16 protein-coding genes are annotated in these 17025 nt (G+C 61.3%); 6 read left to right on the top strand and 10 right to left on the bottom strand.

Features of this window, described 5'->3' with window-relative positions; translation table 11 throughout:
* Window positions 1-327: 327 nt before the first annotated feature.
* Both glpT and glpQ read left to right on the top strand, forming a co-directional pair.
* On the top strand, window positions 328-1683 hold the full coding sequence (gene glpT / locus H7A77_RS13015; protein WP_033645009.1) for a glycerol-3-phosphate transporter: 1356 nt from the start codon (window positions 328-330) through the stop codon (window positions 1681-1683).
* Window positions 1684-1765: 82 nt separating this feature from the next.
* Window positions 1766-2845, top strand: a complete 1080-nt coding sequence (gene glpQ / locus H7A77_RS13020) for a glycerophosphodiester phosphodiesterase (RefSeq protein WP_038874121.1) — start codon at window positions 1766-1768, stop codon at window positions 2843-2845.
* 32 nt (window positions 2846-2877) lie between these two features.
* Here the strand turns inward: glpQ and yigL are convergent, their stop codons facing one another.
* Together yigL and pldB are read right to left on the bottom strand one after the other, a co-directional pair.
* Complete coding sequence (gene yigL / locus H7A77_RS13025; protein ID WP_033652427.1) at window positions 2878-3675, bottom strand: sugar/pyridoxal phosphate phosphatase YigL; 798 nt, start codon at window positions 3673-3675, stop codon at window positions 2878-2880.
* A gap of 4 nt (window positions 3676-3679) precedes the next feature.
* A complete protein-coding gene (gene pldB / locus H7A77_RS13030) occupies window positions 3680-4723 on the bottom strand; it encodes a lysophospholipase L2 (protein WP_033645012.1) in 1044 nt (347 codons plus the stop codon).
* A gap of 147 nt (window positions 4724-4870) precedes the next feature.
* Here pldB and rhtB point away from each other — a divergent pair, with 147 nt between their 5' ends.
* Window positions 4871-5491, top strand: a complete 621-nt coding sequence (gene rhtB, locus H7A77_RS13035; RefSeq protein ID WP_033645013.1) for a homoserine/homoserine lactone efflux protein — start codon at window positions 4871-4873, stop codon at window positions 5489-5491.
* A 48-nt stretch (window positions 5492-5539) separates the two neighbouring features.
* Here rhtB and rhtC read toward each other — a convergent pair whose 3' ends face one another.
* Window positions 5540-6160, bottom strand: a complete 621-nt coding sequence (rhtC, locus tag H7A77_RS13040) for a threonine export protein RhtC (RefSeq protein WP_033645015.1) — start codon at window positions 6158-6160, stop codon at window positions 5540-5542.
* 12 nt (window positions 6161-6172) lie between these two features.
* Window positions 6173-8005: an ATP-dependent DNA helicase RecQ gene (gene recQ / locus H7A77_RS13045; RefSeq protein WP_046688049.1), complete on the bottom strand. Its 1833-nt coding sequence runs from the start codon at window positions 8003-8005 to the stop codon at window positions 6173-6175.
* Window positions 8006-8204: 199 nt separating this feature from the next.
* On the opposite strand from recQ, the gene H7A77_RS13050 reads away from it, so the two are divergent.
* Together H7A77_RS13050 and rarD are read left to right on the top strand one after the other, a co-directional pair.
* Complete coding sequence (locus tag H7A77_RS13050; RefSeq protein WP_033645017.1) at window positions 8205-8675, top strand: thioesterase family protein; 471 nt, start codon at window positions 8205-8207, stop codon at window positions 8673-8675.
* 66 nt (window positions 8676-8741) lie between these two features.
* On the top strand, window positions 8742-9629 hold the full coding sequence (gene rarD, locus H7A77_RS13055; RefSeq protein ID WP_033645018.1) for an EamA family transporter RarD: 888 nt from the start codon (window positions 8742-8744) through the stop codon (window positions 9627-9629).
* Window positions 9630-9645: 16 nt separating this feature from the next.
* Here rarD and corA read toward each other — a convergent pair whose 3' ends face one another.
* A complete protein-coding gene (gene corA, locus H7A77_RS13060) occupies window positions 9646-10596 on the bottom strand; it encodes a magnesium/cobalt transporter CorA (protein WP_004934262.1) in 951 nt (316 codons plus the stop codon).
* 445 nt (window positions 10597-11041) lie between these two features.
* Between corA and H7A77_RS13065 the strand changes: the two genes are divergently transcribed.
* A complete protein-coding gene (locus tag H7A77_RS13065; protein WP_025160392.1) occupies window positions 11042-11515 on the top strand; it encodes a WbuC family cupin fold metalloprotein in 474 nt (157 codons plus the stop codon).
* A 43-nt stretch (window positions 11516-11558) separates the two neighbouring features.
* On the opposite strand, the gene uvrD is transcribed toward H7A77_RS13065, so the two are convergent.
* The 5 genes from uvrD to dapF all read right to left on the bottom strand — a co-directional run bounded on the left by uvrD (window position 11559) and on the right by dapF (window position 16958).
* Complete coding sequence (gene uvrD, locus H7A77_RS13070; RefSeq protein WP_025304874.1) at window positions 11559-13721, bottom strand: DNA helicase II; 2163 nt, start codon at window positions 13719-13721, stop codon at window positions 11559-11561.
* Between the two features lie 78 nt (window positions 13722-13799).
* Complete coding sequence (gene yigB / locus H7A77_RS13075; protein WP_182074294.1) at window positions 13800-14516, bottom strand: 5-amino-6-(5-phospho-D-ribitylamino)uracil phosphatase YigB; 717 nt, start codon at window positions 14514-14516, stop codon at window positions 13800-13802.
* The gene (gene xerC, locus H7A77_RS13080) at window positions 14516-15427 is read right to left on the bottom strand and encodes a tyrosine recombinase XerC (protein ID WP_033645020.1); all 912 of its coding nucleotides are present in this window, start codon (window positions 15425-15427) and stop codon (window positions 14516-14518) included. The genes yigB and xerC overlap by 1 nt, the downstream gene beginning before the upstream one ends.
* Entirely contained in the window at window positions 15424-16137 is a 714-nt protein-coding gene (locus tag H7A77_RS13085; RefSeq protein ID WP_108680039.1) for a DUF484 domain-containing protein, read from the bottom strand. The genes xerC and H7A77_RS13085 overlap by 4 nt, the downstream gene beginning before the upstream one ends.
* On the bottom strand, window positions 16134-16958 hold the full coding sequence (gene dapF, locus H7A77_RS13090; protein ID WP_004934244.1) for a diaminopimelate epimerase: 825 nt from the start codon (window positions 16956-16958) through the stop codon (window positions 16134-16136). Before dapF ends, H7A77_RS13085 begins: the two co-directional genes overlap by 4 nt.
* Window positions 16959-17025: the final 67 nt, after the last annotated feature.

A 17025-nucleotide genomic window follows, 5' to 3' on the forward strand; every position in this document is an offset into this window, starting at 1 on the left:
GCCACGGTTATTAGGGTCTTTGTTTGATAAGGAACAATAACGAACATAAAACGAAATAAAAATGTCCACAAAAAACCATCAATGTGATCATAATCACGATTTTTGGACGTTTTTCTATTTCATAACGTTAACGAATCGCTCAAAATCCGCCGTGGTTTCATGAAAGTGTAACAATTGCGCCATTCGTCACAGCGACACCAGGCGTATTTGATGACAATGGCGCTCGTTATGGAACACAAAAACACCACATTCGATATCCGCTCAATCATCAAATGAACGTAAAAGGTCATATTGATGTGATAACAGATAAAGCCATCGGAGGCGCTCATGTTGAGTATTTTTAAGCCGGCCGCACACATCGCCCGTGTGCCGAGCGATAAGGTAGACCCGCTCTACCGTAAGCTGCGCTGGCAAATTTTCCTGGGGATCTTCTTCGGTTACGCCGCCTACTATCTGGTGCGTAAGAACTTCACCCTGGCCATGCCTTACCTGATCGAACAAGGCTTCAGCCGCGGTGACCTCGGCTTCGCGCTGTCGGGCATCTCCATCGCCTACGGCTTCTCCAAATTCATCATGGGTTCGGTCTCCGACCGTTCCAACCCGCGAGTGTTCCTGCCTGCCGGCCTGATCCTGGCGGCGGCGGTGATGTTGTTCATGGGCTTCGTGCCGTGGGCAACCTCCAGCATCGCCATCATGTTCGTCCTGCTGTTCCTGTGCGGCTGGTTCCAAGGCATGGGTTGGCCGCCGTGTGGCCGCACCATGGTGCACTGGTGGTCGCAGAAAGAACGCGGCGGCATCGTCTCCATCTGGAACTGCGCCCACAACGTGGGCGGCGGCCTGCCGCCGCTGCTGTTCCTGCTGGGCATGGCCTGGTTCAACGACTGGCACGCGGCGCTGTACATGCCGGCCTTCGGCGCCATCCTGGTGGCCCTGATCGCCTTCGGCCTGATGCGCGACACCCCGCAATCCTGCGGCCTGCCGCCGATTGAAGAGTACAAAAACGACTACCCGGACGACTACAGCGAAAAAGACGAAGAAGAGCTGACCGCCAAGCAGATCTTCATGCAGTACATCCTGCCGAACAAGCTGCTGTGGTACATCGCGGTCGCCAACGTGTTCGTCTACCTGCTGCGTTACGGCATTCTGGACTGGTCGCCGACCTACCTGAAAGAAGTGAAGCACTTCGCGCTGGACAAGTCTTCCTGGGCCTACTTCCTGTATGAATACGCCGGTATCCCGGGCACCCTGCTGTGCGGCTGGATGTCGGACAAAGTGTTCAAAGGCAACCGCGGCGCCACCGGCGTGTTCTTCATGACGCTGGTGACCATCGCCACCGTGGTGTTCTGGATGAACCCGGCCGGTAACCCGACCGTGGACATGATCTGTATGCTGGTCATCGGCTTCCTGATCTACGGTCCGGTGATGCTGATCGGCCTGCACGCGCTGGAGCTGGCGCCGAAGAAAGCCGCCGGCACCGCCGCGGGCTTCACCGGCCTGTTCGGCTACCTGGGCGGCTCGGTTGCGGCCAGCGCCATCGTCGGTTACACCGTAGACTTCTTCGGTTGGGACGGCGGCTTCATGGTGATGATCGGCGGCGGCGTGCTGGCGGTTATCCTGCTGCTGCTGACCATGCTGAACGAGAAGAAACACCACGCGGAAATCGCTGCCGGCAAGCGCGGCTAACCGTCACACGACTTTTGCATGATTTAAAGGCCGCCCTGCGGCCTTTTTACTACCCTGCCCCCAACAACACGGAGAAAACGGAATGCGGACTCAAGTCAAAGCCCTGCTGACAGGGATCATTCTCGCCACCTCAATGGTCAGCGCCGCGCAGGCGGCGGACAAAGTGGTGATCGCCCACCGCGGTGCCAGCGGCTACCTGCCGGAACACACCCTGCCGGCGAAGGCGATGGCCTACGCGCAAGGCGCCGATTACCTCGAGCAAGATCTGGTGATGACCAAGGACAACGAGCTGGTGGTGCTGCACGACCATTACCTCGATCGCGTCACCGACGTCGCCGAACGTTTCCCGAACCGCGCACGCAAAGACGGCCGTTATTACGCCATCGACTTTACGCTGGCGGAGATCAAATCGCTGAAGTTCACCGAAGGCTTTGACATCGAAAACGGCAAGAAGGTACAGGGCTACCCTGGCCGCTTCCCGATGGGCAAATCCGACTTCCGCGTCCACACCTTCCAGGAAGAGATCGAATTCGTACAGGGTCTGAACCATTCGACCGGCAAAAACATCGGCATCTATCCTGAAATCAAAGCGCCTTGGTTCCACAAGCAGGAAGGCAAAGACATCTCCAGCAAAGTGCTGGCGGTGCTCAAGCAGTACGGTTACACCGGCAAGAACGACAACGTCTACCTGCAGTGCTTCGACGCCAACGAGCTCAAACGCATCAAGAACGAGCTGGAGCCGAAGCTGGGCATGGATCTGAAGCTGGTGCAGCTGATCGCCTACAACGACTGGCAGGAAACCTACGAGCAGAAAGCCGACGGCAAGTGGGTGGAATACGACTATGACTGGATGTTCAAACCGGGCGCGATGAAGAAAATCGCTCAGTATGCCGACGGCATCGGGCCGGACTACCACATGCTGGTGGTGGCGGATAAATCCAAGCCGGGCCACATCGTTCTGACCGACATGGTGAAAGAAGCGCACGCCAGCAAGCTGGCGGTGCATCCGTTCACCATTCGCGCCGATGCGCTGCCGAAGTACGTGACCGACGTGAACCAACTGTATGACGTGATTTACAACCAGGCCGGCGTCGACGGCGTGTTCACCGACTTCCCGGACAAGGGCGTGCAGTTCCTGCAGAAGCAGGGCCAGCACAAGTAATGCCAAGGGCGCCGCAAGGCGCCCTTGTTATTTCAGAGGAACATCTTGCGCAGGTAGTGCGGCACCGCGTTATCGGCATTGGAACCGATCACCTCCAGCTCCGGCAGCATATCCTTCAGGCGCTGATGCGCATCGCGCATGATGCAGCCCTTGCCGGCCATCGACAGCATCTCCAGATCGTTCATGCCGTCGCCGAAGGCGATGCACTCTTGCAGCGTATAACCGATGATCTTGGCCACTTCTTCCAGCGCATGCCCTTTCGACACGCCGCCCGCCATCACTTCCAGGCAGGTCGGGAACGAGAAGCTGACGTTGACCCGATCGCCCCAGCGGGCGTTGATGGCGTCTTCCACCTGCAGCAACCGCTCGTGGTCTTCACAGGTGAAGTAAACCTTGCAGACGCCGTCGGTTTCCAGCAGGCCCGGCTCGAACAGCTGATATTTGAACACCGACTCCTGGAAGAACTCTTCCTGCTCCGGGCTTTCGCGGTTGGTAAACCAATCGTCGTTGCGGTAGACGTTGGTGGTGATCTGCGGATCGTCGTGCAGCATGCCGTACAGATCGCGGGCGATATCCCCGTCCAGGTTATGGCTGAAGATCAGCTCGCCGGCCGTGTTGTGCACCCGCGCGCCGTTGGAGGTGATCATAAAGGCGCTGATTTCCAGGCTGTCGCGGATCTGCGCCACGTCGATGTGGTGGCGGCCGGTGGCGAACACGAAATGCACGCCGCGCTGGGTCAGCAACTTCAGCGTTTCTTTGGCGTACGGCGACAGGGTATGGTCGGGAGACAGCAGCGTGCCATCTAAATCGGAAGCGACGACGTGATACATAGCGTTATGTTCTAACCTCTGATGGAGTTGTCGGCGGCAGCGCGCCGCCTAAGTGTTGAGCAAAGAAGCGCAGGATTGCGTTCAGTGCTTCGGCGCGCATCGCGTCCCGCTCGAACAGGATCTCATGGCGTGCGCCGTTGATAACCCACGGAAGCCCCCCTTCGCAAGGGCGCCCCGCGTCTGACAGAGCCTGACAAAAAGCCTGGTGCGAACGGTTGTCGACCACCCGTTCTTCACCGGCCTGCAAAAGCAACAGCGGCGTTGTGATTTTCCCGGCCTGCGCGATGATCTGCCGGCCGGCGCGGATGCTCTCACGCACCCAATGGTAAGTCGGCCCGCCCACCTGCAGCTCGGGATAGTCGGCGTAATAACGCAGGCTGCGCCGGTAGCGCTCGCGGCTGTGGGTCAACACGTTGACCACATAGGGCAGCGGACGCCACTGGCCGGTGCCCACCGCGTAATAATCACGGATCGCCGGGCGTGTCTCCACCCAGTCGAGAATGCGGTCGGCCAGCCAGCCCGGCATCGGCAGTTGGATGCCGAACATCGGCGCGCAAAACGCCGCCGCGTCGAACGCCTGCGGCCGGCGCTGCAGGAACTGCGCCAGGATCGCGCCGCCCATCGAATGCGCCAGCGCGAAACGCTGCCGGTAACCGCGCGACTCGACCTCGCGCAGCCACAACTGCTCGAAATCGTCCACGTAGTCGGCAAAGTTTACCACATGACCGCGGTGCGTATCCGCCAGTAAACGCCCGGAGCGCCCCTGGCCGCGATGATCGACGATCACCACGTCGTAACCGCAGTGGAACAGGTCGTAGGCCACCTCAGGGTATTTCACGTAGCTTTCGATGCGGCCGGGGCTGACCACCACCACCCGCTGATGCCGCGCGGAACGGAAACGCACAAAGCGGATCGGCACGCCGTCCACGCCGCTGAACTCGCCTTCTTCGCGCTGCCGCCAGAAATCCAGCAGCGGCCCGGTGGCGAAGGCAGCGAACTGCGTTTCACGCGTTAACCAGTCATCGGAGCTGAGAGTGAACGAGGTCATCGAGAGCGTTTTCCCTGTGGAGCCGGCGGAAAATGTGACCGCTGGCACAAGAAATCATACTAGCGTATTGTGATTCAATTCTGACAAAAAACGGCGCCGCCTCGGCGCATTGTGGCACAAAACGACACTTTCAGGGAGCCGAGAACCATGACCTTGGACTGGTGGTTAACCTACCTGCTGACCACGCTTATCCTTAGCCTCTCCCCCGGATCCGGCGCCATCAACACCATGAGCACCGGCATCAGCCACGGCTATCGCGGCGCCGCCGCGTCAATCGCCGGGCTGCAGGTCGGGCTGAGCGCGCACATCGTGCTGGTGGGCATCGGCCTCGGCGCGCTGATATCGCAATCGCTGCTGGCGTTCGAGCTGCTGAAATGGCTGGGCGCCGCCTACCTGGTGTGGCTCGGCATCCAGCAATGGCGCGCCGCCGGCGCGCTGGATCTGCATGCGCTGGCGGGCAGCATGCCGCGCCGCCGCCTGTTCCGCCGTGCGGTGCTGGTCAACCTGACCAACCCGAAAAGCATCGTGTTCCTCGCCGCGCTGTTCCCGCAGTTCATCTTGCCCCATCAGCCGCAGGCCGAACAGTATCTGGTGCTCGGCGTCACCACCGTGGTGGTGGATATTCTGGTGATGATTGGTTACGCCACCCTGGCGACGCGCATCGCCGGCTGGCTGAAGACCCCGCGTCAAATGCAGCTGCTCAACCGGGTGTTCGGTTCGCTGTTTATTTTGGTGGCGGGGCTGCTGGCGACCGCCCGCAAAGCCTGACAAAAAAGGCCGGGCATCGCTGCTCGGCCTTGGGCATTTCACTGCCGGTTAGCGGGTAAAGATCAGGTGTAACCCGAAGCCGGTAAACAGCACGCCAGCCACCCCGTCTATCCACTTGGCCAACCGCTGATAACCGCGGCGCATCGCCGGCAGCGCGAACACCACCGCCACCAGGCTGAACCAGACGAAGGTCTCGGCGACGATCAGCAAGAACAGCCCCCAACGCGCCCCGGCGCCGACGCTGTCGCCGACGAACAGCGAGAACACGCTGCCGAAATAGATCACCGCTTTCGGGTTGGACAGGTTGGTCAAGAAGCCGCGAATAAAGCTGCGCCCGGCCTTCGGCAACGCCACCTGGGCCTCCGCCGCCGGCGGAGCTTGCTGCGCCCGCGCGGAACGCAGCAGTTGCCACCCCATCCAGCACAGGTAAATGCCGCCGCCGACCATGATTATCTGATGCAGCCAGGCCATCTTCTGCAGGATCAGATGCAGCCCCATCAACGCCACGCCGGCCCATACCACGATGCCGAGCGAAATGCCGACCACGCCCATCATCGCCTCGCGGCGCGAGCGGCTGGCGGCGGTCTGCGACACGAAAAAGAAGTCCGGCCCCGGGCTCATCAGCGCAATCAGATGCACCAGCGCCACGGTGAGAAACAGCATCAGCATGATTTATCGCCCTCAGTCTTCGTCATTGTCGAGATGGTCGCGGATCATCGCCATAAAGGGCGCGCCGAAACGCTCCAGTTTGCGCTGCCCCACGCCGTTGACGCTCAGCAGATCGCCGGCCTTGATCGGCATCTGTTCGGCCATTTCCAGCAGCGTGGCGTCGTTGAACACCACGTAGGGTGGAATGTTTTCTTCGTCGGCGATCGACTTGCGCAGTTTGCGCAGCTTGGCGAACAGCTTGCGATCGTAATTGCCGCCGTAGGATTTCTGGTTGGCGCTGCTGCGCGACTTCAGGCTCTGAATGCGCGGCACCGCCAGCTGCAGCGCCACCTCGCCGCGCAACACCGGACGCGCCGCCTCGGTCAATTGCAGCGCCGAGTGCATGGCGATGTTCTGGGTGATAAAGCCCAGGTGGATCAGCTGGCGCAGCACGCTGGTCCAGTGCTCCGTGGTTTGATCGCGGCCGATGCCGTACACCGGCAACTTGTCGTGACCGTATTCGCGAATGCGCTGATTGTTGGAGCCGCGCAGCACTTCCACGATGTACCCGAGGCCAAAGCGCTGGCCGACGCGGTACACGCAAGACAGCGCCTTGCGTGCGTCCTCCAGCCCGTCGTAGCGCTTGGGCGGATCGAGGCAGATATCACAGTTGCCGCAGTTTTCGTGCTTGCCTTCGCCGAAGTAGTTGAGCAGCACCAGGCGGCGGCAGGTTTGCGCCTCGGCGAAAGCGCCCATGGCGTTCAGCTTGTGACGCTCGATGTCCAGCTGTTGCCCGGCGGGTTTCTCCTCCAGACAGCGGCGCAGCCAGGCCATGTCGGCCGGATCGTACAGCAGGATGGCTTCGGCCGGCAGGCCGTCGCGCCCGGCGCGGCCGGTCTCCTGATAATAGGATTCGATATTGCGCGGGATGTCGAAATGCACCACAAAACGCACGTTGGGTTTGTTGATGCCCATGCCGAAGGCGACGGTGGCCACCACCACCTGCAGATCGTCACGCTGGAACGCCTCCTGCACCTGGGCGCGGCGATCGTTGTCCAGCCCCGCGTGGTAAGCGCCGACGCTCAGCCCGCGGCTTTGCAGGCGCGCGGCGGTGTCTTCCACCTTGGCGCGGCTGTTGCAATAGATAATGCCGCTCTTGCCGCGCTGATCCTGCACGAAGCGCCACAGCTGGTCGAGCGGTTTGAATTTTTCCACCAGCGTGTAACGGATGTTCGGCCGGTCGAAGCTGCTGACCTGCACCAGCGGATCCTGCAGCGACAGCAGACGCACGATATCGCCGCGCGTGGCTTCGTCGGCAGTGGCGGTCAACGCGATCACCGGCATCGACGGGAAGCGCTGTTTCAACTGCCCCAGCGCGCGGTATTCCGGCCGGAAGTCGTGGCCCCATTGGGAGATGCAGTGCGCCTCATCCACCGCCAGCATCGCCGGCGGGCAGTGATCGAGCAGGTTGAGGAAGCTTTCCATCATCAGCCGCTCCGGCGCGATGTACAGCATCTTGATGGTGCCGTTGCGGCAGCCGGCCATGACGTCCAACTGCTCCTCGCGGGTTTGCGTCGAGTTGTAGCAGGCGGCGGAAACGCCGTAGGCCAACAGTTGGTCGACCTGATCCTTCATCAGCGAGATCAGCGGAGAAACGACCAGCGTCAGGCCGTCCATCACCAGCGCAGGGATTTGGTAACACAACGACTTGCCGCCGCCGGTCGGCATCACCACCAGGCAATCCTGCCCGCCGATCGCGGCATTGATAATCGTTTGCTGCCCCGGACGGAATTGCTGGTAGCCGAAGGTATCGCGCAATACCTGCTCGGCCAGCAACTCTCTGTTAATCACTGCTGCGGTTGACACACACTTCCCCATTTTTTCATCGGTACACACCCACCGGGTATGATTACACAATATCGTTCAGCATGACACCAACGCGCGCGTGACTCTTTTGCCTAAACGGGCTGGCAAGCAACAAAGGTTAAGCATAAAATCAACATTCCATTAACCTGGACTGACCAGTTAGCTCCCTTAAAACGCAAAAGAAAAACGGAAACCCGCTATGTCGACAACACCACTGACCCTGGAAGCCGCCCGCCGCAAGATCGGCGAAATTTTTGTCTACCACATGCCGTTCAACCGCGAGCTTGGCCTGGAGCTGCGCCGCTTCGACGATGACTACGTCGAGCTGAGCTTCACCAACCAGCGCAAGCTGGTCGGCAACGCCGCGCAGGAAATTCTGCATGGCGGCGTGATCGCCGCCGTGCTTGACGTCGCCGCCGGGCTGGCCTGCGCCGGCGGCGTGCTTACGCGCCTGGAGCCGCTGGTCGAAGAGGAGATCGCCGCCAAGCTGTCGCGCATGGGCACCATCGACCTGCGCGTCGACTACCTGCGCCCCGGCCGCGGCGAGCACTTCGTCGCCTCCGCCAGCGTGCTGCGCAGCGGCAACAAAGTCGCCGTCGCGCGCGTAGAACTGCATAACCACGACGGCCTGCATATCGCGACCGCCACCGCCACCTACCTGGTCGGCTGATGATTGTGTGCGGTGAGCGTCTTCAGTACACTCACCGCATCTTAAGTTCCCCACCAGAGTGACGTCATGGACGCAAAGCAAACGCGTCAGGGCATTTTCTTTGCCCTGGCCGCCTATTTTATGTGGGGCATCGCCCCGGCTTATTTCAAACTGATCCAGCAAGTGTCCGCGGATGAGATCCTCACCCACCGGATCATCTGGTCGTTTTTCTTCATGCTGGCGCTGATCACACTGGGCCGCAACTGGCCTAAAGTGCGCGCCGCCTGCCAAAATCGCAAACGGCTGCTGTTGCTGGCGGTCACCGCGCTGTTGATCGGCGGCAACTGGCTGCTGTTCATCTGGGCGGTGAACAATCACCATATGCTGGAAGCCAGCCTGGGCTACTTCATCAACCCGCTGGTTAACGTGCTGTTGGGGATGCTGTTTCTCGGCGAACGTTTCCGCCGCATGCAGTGGGTGGCGGTGGCGCTGGCGTTCACCGGGGTGCTGGTGCAGCTCTGGCAGTTCGGGTCGTTGCCGATCATCGGTCTGGGGCTGGCGTTCAGCTTTGCCTTCTACGGCCTGCTGCGCAAGAAAATCGCCATCGACGCGCAGACCGGCATGCTGATTGAGACGCTATGGCTGCTGCCGGTAGCGGCGGCCTATCTGTTCCTGTTCGCCGACAGCCCCACCAGCCACCTGAGCGCCAACCCGTGGTCGCTGAACCTGCTGCTGGTCGCCGCCGGCATCGTCACCACCGTGCCGCTGCTGTGCTTCACCGCGGCGGCTACCCGGCTGCGCCTGTCAACGCTCGGTTTCTTCCAGTATCTCGGCCCGACGCTGATGTTCCTGCTGGCGGTCACCTTCTACGGCGAGACCGTCGGCCAGGACAAGCTGGTGACCTTCGGCTTTATCTGGGCGGCGCTGATCCTGTTCACCCTCGACGCGCTCTATACCCAGCGCAAGCTGCGCTGAGCCCGGCGTCGCCGGGTTACAGCCAGTTCTTGCGCTTGAAGTACAGGTAAGGGGCCAGGCCCGCCAGGATCATCAGCGTGATCGCGCCCGGGTAGCCGAACGACCATTTCAGTTCCGGCATGAATTCGAAGTTCATGCCGTAGCTGGAAGCCACCAGCGTAGGCGGCAGGAACACCACCGACACTACCGAGAAGATCTTGATAATACGGTTCTGTTCGATGTTGATGAAGCCCATCGCCGCCTGCATCAGGAAGTTCACCTTCTGGAACAGCGATTCGTTGTGCGGCAGCAGGGATTCGATGTCGCGCAGCACTTCACGCGCCTGCTCCAGCTGGCCGGTCGGCAGACGCGCCTTGCGCACCAGGAAGTTGAGCGCGCGCTGGGTATCCATCAGGCACAAACGCACCTTCCAGCCGATATCTTCCAGCTCCGCCAGCGTCGAGAGCGCGGCGTCGTATTCGTCGCCCTGATGCCCTTCCATGATCACCCGGCTGAGCTGTTCCAGATCGCTGTAGATATTCTCTATCTCGTCCGCCAGCTGTTCAATCTTGGTCTCGAACAGATCCAGCAGCAGTTCGTAAGCGTTGCCTTCGAGCATGGTCTGGTTGCGGGCGCGCATGCGGTACAGGCGGAACGCCGGCAGTTCGCGCTCGCGCAGGGTATACAGGCGCCCGTCGCGGATGGTGAACGCCACCGTGGAGTTGCCGGCGTGATCTTCCGCATCTTCAAAGTAGAAGAAGGAGTGGATATGCAGACCGTCTTCGTCTTCGAAGAAACGGGCGGAGGCTTCGATGTCGTCCAGTTCAGGACGCGTCGCCAGGCTTTGTCCCAGCTCATTCTGCACGCGCTCACGCTCGCCCTCTTCCGGCTCGACCAGATCAACCCACAGCGATGACGTGAGATCATCTGAGTCGTCCAGTTCCAGACGGGACAAGCGGCGGTTATCTAATTTAAAAGCGCTCAGCATGTGCCAAAACTCCGTGAAGGTAACGGGTGCGGACAACGCGTTGAAGCACAGAAACAGAGGGGATGCGTATCACCGATTTGTTTCAGACCATGAAGAGATCTGACTCATAGCGACACTTTGCGGGGTCGCCGACAACCACGAAGGCTATCAGCAAAAACGGAGAGCCTTAGAAGTTATACCTGCGGCGCAGGTCAGTGAGCCAGTATCTACTGGGTGTGTCCAAGGCGTCTGTCCTCAATGATAATAGTGCGCGCATGTTACGCCGAGAAGAAAAAGCCTGTCAACACGTTAGGCGGGATAATTGCGCAACAAATCATCACGATGATCAATAGCAGAAATGGGGCTTAAACCGTACTGAAAAAGTCGCGGCGATCGCTTACCGCCACCAAGAATGTTGCTAAGATGACATCACCCTAATGGTACGACAAGCATGCGGATTTAAACGATGAAACAGATTACCGCCCATGAACTGACCGCGATGAGCGAACAGGCCGCCAGCGTGGCCCGCCTGCGCGCGCACCGCACCTTACACGAAGAGCTGAGCGACCCGGTGCAACGCCTGGCGATCGCCATGGAACCCGGCACCTATATCCGCCCGCACCGCCACCCGCAAACCTGGGAGCTGCTGACGCCGCTGCGCGGCCGCTTTGTGGTGCTGCAGTTCAACGATGACGGCGTCGTAACACAGCGCACCCTGCTCGGCGAAGAAACTAAAGTGCTGGAGATGCCGGCCTTTACCTGGCATGCGGTGCTGTCGGTCGATGCCGGCGGCGTAGTGTTCGAAGTGAAGCAGGGCCCGTATCAGGCGCTGACCGAAGAAGACTGCATGCAGTGGGCGCCGCAGGAAGGCGGTGAAGGCACCGAAGCGGTGATGCGCTGGTATGCCACCGCACAGGTCGGCGACCGGTACCCTCACTGATCGTGAAAGGTTGCAGGGGCTGGCCCCTGCAACGCCTCTCTCTTTATACCGTTTCCAAACGCGCGTAGGCCGCCACCAGCCATTTGATGCCCTCACCCGGGAAGGCGATCTGCAGCCGGCTGTGCTCGCCGCTGCCCTCCAGATTGACGATGGTGCCTTCGCCAAACTTGGGATGACGCACCCGCTGGCCCAGCTTGTAACCGGTGTCGTTCTCGCTGATCGGCGTGCCCATGCGGCGGTGATTGACCGGGCGCGATACGCTGGCGCGCAGGCGCACTTCTTCCACGCACTCCTCCGGCAATTCGCCGATAAAGCGCGACGGCCGGTGATAAACCTCTTTGCCGTACAGACGGCGCGTTTCGGCATAGGTCAGCGTCAGTTTCTGCATGGCGCGCGTCACGCCCACATAGGCCAGACGGCGCTCCTCCTCCAGACGGCCGCCTTCGTCCAGCGACATCTGGCTCGGGAACATGCCTTCTTCCATGCCGACGATAAACACCAGCGGAAACTCCAGCCCCTTGGCCGAGTGCAGGGTCATCAGCTGCACCGCGTCCTGATAGGCGTCGGCCTGGCCTTCGCCCGCTTCCAGCGCCGCATGCGACAGGAATGCCTGCAGCGGCATCAGATCCTGATCTTCTTCCTGATAGCTGAACTGGCGCGTCGCCGTCACCAGTTCCTCAAGGTTTTCGATGCGCGCCTGTCCCTTCTCGCCCTTTTCCTGCTCATACATAATGAACAGCCCGGAGTCGCGGATCACCCGATCGGTCTGCACGTGCAGCGGCATATCGGCGGTTTCATGCGCCAGCGACTCCACCAGCTCGATGAAGCGCTGCAGCGCCGACGCGGCGCGGCCGGCCAGAACCTTGTCCTGCATCAGTTCGCGCGTCGCCTGCCACAGCGTCAGCTGGCGATCGCGCGCCGCCTGGCGCACCACGTCGAGGGTGCGATCGCCGATGCCGCGCGTCGGAGTGTTGACCACGCGCTCGAAGGCCGCGTCGTCGTTGCGGTTGGAGATCAGGCGCAGGTAAGCCAGCGCATCCTTGATTTCCTGACGTTCGAAGAACCGCTGGCCGCCGTAGATGCGGTACGGCATCGCCGTCTGCAGCAGCGCCTCTTCCAGCACGCGCGACTGGGCGTTGCTGCGGTACAAAATGGCGCAATCGTTCAGCGCGCCGCCGTTGTCTTGCCAGGTCTTGATGCGGTTGACCACAAAGCGCGCTTCGTCGAGTTCGTTGAAGGCGCAGTAGAGGGAAATCGGCTCGCCTTCGCCGCCTTCGGTCCACAGGTTTTTACCCATGCGCCCGTCGTTGTTGGCGATCAGGGTGTTGGCCGCTTTCAGGATGTTGCTGGTGGAACGGTAGTTCTGCTCCAGGCGGATGGTTTCCGCGCCGGGGAAATCCTTCAGGAAGCGCTGGATGTTTTCCACCTGCGCGCCGCGCCAGCCGTAGATAGACTGGTCATCGTCGCCGACGATCATCACGTTGCTGTTGCCGCCCGCCAGCAGGCGGATCCAGGCGTACTGGATGCTGTTGGTATCCTGGAATTCGTCCACCAGCACGTTGGTGAAACGTTCGCGATAGTGGTTGAGGATATGCGGCTTGTTCAGCCACAGCTCGTGCGCGCGCAGCAGCAGCTCGGCGAAATCCACCAGCCCCGCGCGATCGCAGGCTTCCTGATAGGCCTGGTAGATACGCAGCCAGGTGGCCTCTACCGGGTTGTTGTAGGTCTCGACGTGCTGCGGGCGCAGGCCTTCGTCTTTCTTGCCGTTGATGTACCACATCGCCTGACGCGGCGGCCACTGTTTCTCGTCGACGTTCAGCGCCTTGATGATGCGCTTGAGCAACCGCAGCTGGTCGTCGCTGTCGAGGATCTGGAAATCCTGCGGCAGGTTGGCTTCCAGATGATGAGCGCGCAGCAGGCGGTGCGCCAGACCGTGGAAAGTGCCGATCCACATGCCGCCCTGGCTGGTGCCGATCAGATGTTCGATACGGTGGCGCATTTCCGCCGCCGCCTTGTTGGTGAAGGTCACCGCCATGATCGAATACGGTGAACAGTTCTCCACCGACAGCAGCCAGGCGATGCGATGCACCAGCACCCGCGTCTTGCCGCTGCCCGCTCCGGCCAGAACCAACAGGTTGCTGCGCGGCGCCGCCACGGCTTCACGTTGTTTTTCATTCAGGCTGTCGAGCAGATCGGAGACGTCCATAGGCACCACTAATGGTTAAGGAAAAACCCGCCGGCGACGGGTTTTTCACTGGAAATTTATACAGAGTTCTGGCAGGGATTATAACAATGCTGTCAGCGATGCCAACTGCGAAATCTCAATATGCGGCAGCAGGCGGCTGTCGGCGGCCTGCATCAGGCTGCGTTGCCGATCGTTGATCCAACAGGCCTGCAGCCCCGCGCGCAGCGCGCCGGCCACGTCGGTGGTCAGATCGTCGCCCACGTGCAGGATCTGCTCGGGCGCCACGCCCAGCCGCTCGACGGCCAGGTGATACATGTCCTGATACGGCTTGGCGCGCCCGTCCGGCCCGGAACGCAGCACAAACTGAAAGTAGCCGTCCAGGCCGCACTGCGCCGGATCGGCGTTGCCGTTGGTGATCGCCACCAGCGGGTAGCGCGCCGCCAGCGCCTTCAGCGTGGCATGGGTCGCTTCCGGCACTTCGATACGGCTGCGCCACAGCGCGAAATTCTGCATCGCCGCATCGGCCCCGATCGCCGCTTCGGCGTCGCGCAGCCCCTGCCGGCTCAACGCCAGATGAATGGCGCGCCAGCGCCACTGGGTGACGTCGTGGTAGATCTCCGGATCCTGCTCGCGCAGTTCCTGGCGCAGGCGGTGGAAATCCGCCGACTGGAAGCCGTTCAGGCCGGGATGGTAGCTCTGCAGGAAGGCCACCGACTGCTGCTCGGTTTGCTGGATCACCGGACGGTTGTCATACAGCGTGTCGTCCAGATCGAAAGTCAGCGCCGCCAGCGGGCGCAGCGGGCGATAAAAATGCATCAGGATTTCCCCCGTTTGGCGCGCGGATGCGCGGCATCGTACACGTTCGCCAGATGTTGAAAGTCGAGGTGGGTATAAATTTGCGTGGTGGTCAGGTTGGCGTGGCCGAGCAGCTCCTGCACCGCGCGCAGATCGCCGCTGGACTCCAGCATATGGGTGGCGAAGGAGTGGCGCAGCTTGTGCGGATGGATATGGCTGTTGACGCCCTGCTTCACGCCCCATTCGGCGAAGCGTTTTTGCACGTTGCGCGTCGAGATGCGTCGCCCCTGATTGGACAGGAACATGGCGTCGTCCTGCGGCCCAAACAGATCGCGCATCGCCAGCCAGTGTTCCAGCCAGGTGACGGCGGTGCGCCCAATCGGCAGTTTGCGTTCTTTGCTGCCTTTCCCCATCACCCACACCTCGCCCGCCGCCATATCGACATGGCGGCAATCCAGCCCCACCAGCTCGGAGAGGCGCAGGCCGGCGCCGTACATCACCTCCAGCATGGCGCGATCGCGCACCGCCAGCGGATCGTTGAGATCGATCTCCAGCAGCTGGTTCATTTCATCGACGTCGATGTTTTTCGGCAGATGGCGGCCGCTGCGCGGCGTGCGGATGCCCTTGGCGGGGTTGGCGTGCAGCACGCCCTGGCTGACCAGCCAATCGAGGAAGCTACGCAACGAAGAGAGCCGCAGCGCCAGGCTAGCGGACTGCAGACCGGCGCGTTTGCTGCGCGCCGCCAGCATGCGCACCCGGGCGGCGTCCAGCGTCGTCCAGTCGGTGACGCCGATCTCCTGCGCCAGGCGCATCAGCGCCGTCAGCTGGCGTGAATAGCTGAGCTGCGTCAGCGGGCTGAGTTGCCGTTCTACCTTGAGATAACGCAGAAAAGCGTCCACCGGCTGCTGCAGGCTGGGCGCAATCGGCGTCATGCGCGTTCGATCCAGCGTTCCAGCAGCGCCGGCAGCATGCGCGCCAGCTGATTGAGCATCACCGTACCCATGCCCTGCTGATAATGTTGCGTATCGCGGCTGCTGAAGATCACCATGCCCAGCTCGCCGTCGTCACCCAACATCGACAGCGCCACCGAGCCAATTTGGCCAATCTGTTTGGCCTGCGGCAACAGCAGCAGCAGCTCGGGGCCGTTCAGGCTGCCGAGATAGTGTTGTTCGCTGCCCAGCCGCTGAATGCGGAACGGCTCGAACGCCGAACGCGTCAGCGCCAGGTGGGTGAAATCGGAAGGCGCGCCGATATTCCAGCGCTCGGCGAACAGCCGAACCGTGGCGCCGGCCAAACCGAAGCCGCGCGCCCAGCGCTGCAGCCGGTTTAGCATGTCCTGCAGGCTGTCGGCGGTGGCCAGATCGGCCTGCAGGTGCAGCAGCCTGGCGAACAGCCCTTCGTTGGCGCTGGCCTGCTCCATCAACAACGTGATCTCTTCTTCCAGCCGTTCGATGTGATTGCGCTGGCGAGCCAGATGCCATTCCACCAGCGAAACGCTGCCGCGCACCGGGTGAGGCACGCGCATCTGCTCAACCTGGCGCGCGTTGCGAATAAAGAAATCCGGGTTCTGCAGCAGGTACTGCATCACGGCGTCGTCATCCAGCGCCAGGCCGGCGACGCTCTGTTCTTCTACGCTTTTCATAGATGAATAAATCCGTCATAGACATGGGTTGCCGGACCGGTCATAAACAGCGGATTGCCCGGCCCTTTCCAGCGAATATGCAGGCTGCCGCCCGGCAGTTCTACATGCACCTCTTCTGACAGCAATTCCTGTTGGATCCCTACCGCCACCGCCGCGCAGGCGCCGCTGCCGCAGGCCTGCGTTTCACCGGCGCCGCGCTCGTAAACGCGCAGCTTGATGTGATCGCGGCTGACCACTTGCATAAAGCCGATGTTGGCCCGTTCCGGGAAGCGCTCGTGCCCTTCCAGCACCGGCCCAAGCAGCTCCACCTTGGCGGTTTTTACATCATCCACCTGCAAAACACAATGCGGGTTGCCCATCGACACCACTCCGCACAGCACGGTATGTTCCGCCGCGCGCATGATGTAGGTCTTTTCCGCCTTGGCGGCGCGGAACGGCACCGCCTGCGGATCGAAATTCGGCTCACCCATGTTGACGCACACCAGATCGTCGTCGGTGACGCTGAGCACCATGCGCCCGGTTTGGGTGCTAACGCGGATATCGCGCTTGTTGGTCAACCCTTTCAGCCGCACAAAGCGCGCGAAACAGCGCGCGCCGTTGCCGCACTGCGCCACTTCGCTGCCGTCGGCGTTAAAAATTCGGTAGTGAAAATCCAGCTCGGGATCGTAAGGCGGTTCTACCACCAGCATCTGGTCAAAGCCGACGCCCAGGTGCCGATCGGCCAGCCGGCGGATCAGCTCAGGTGAAAAATAGACATTCTGTGTAACGGCATCGACCACCATAAAGTCGTTGCCCAGACCGTGCATTTTGGAGAACTGCATATCATACTCCGCTATCTGGACGCGCTATCCGTCTTGATTTTGCGGCGGCGCTCGCCACCGCAAACCG

The sequence above is a fragment of the Serratia sp. ME47 genome (assembly GCF_903970925.1).
GTDB classification, from domain to species: Bacteria; Pseudomonadota; Gammaproteobacteria; order Enterobacterales; family Enterobacteriaceae; genus Serratia; species Serratia ureilytica.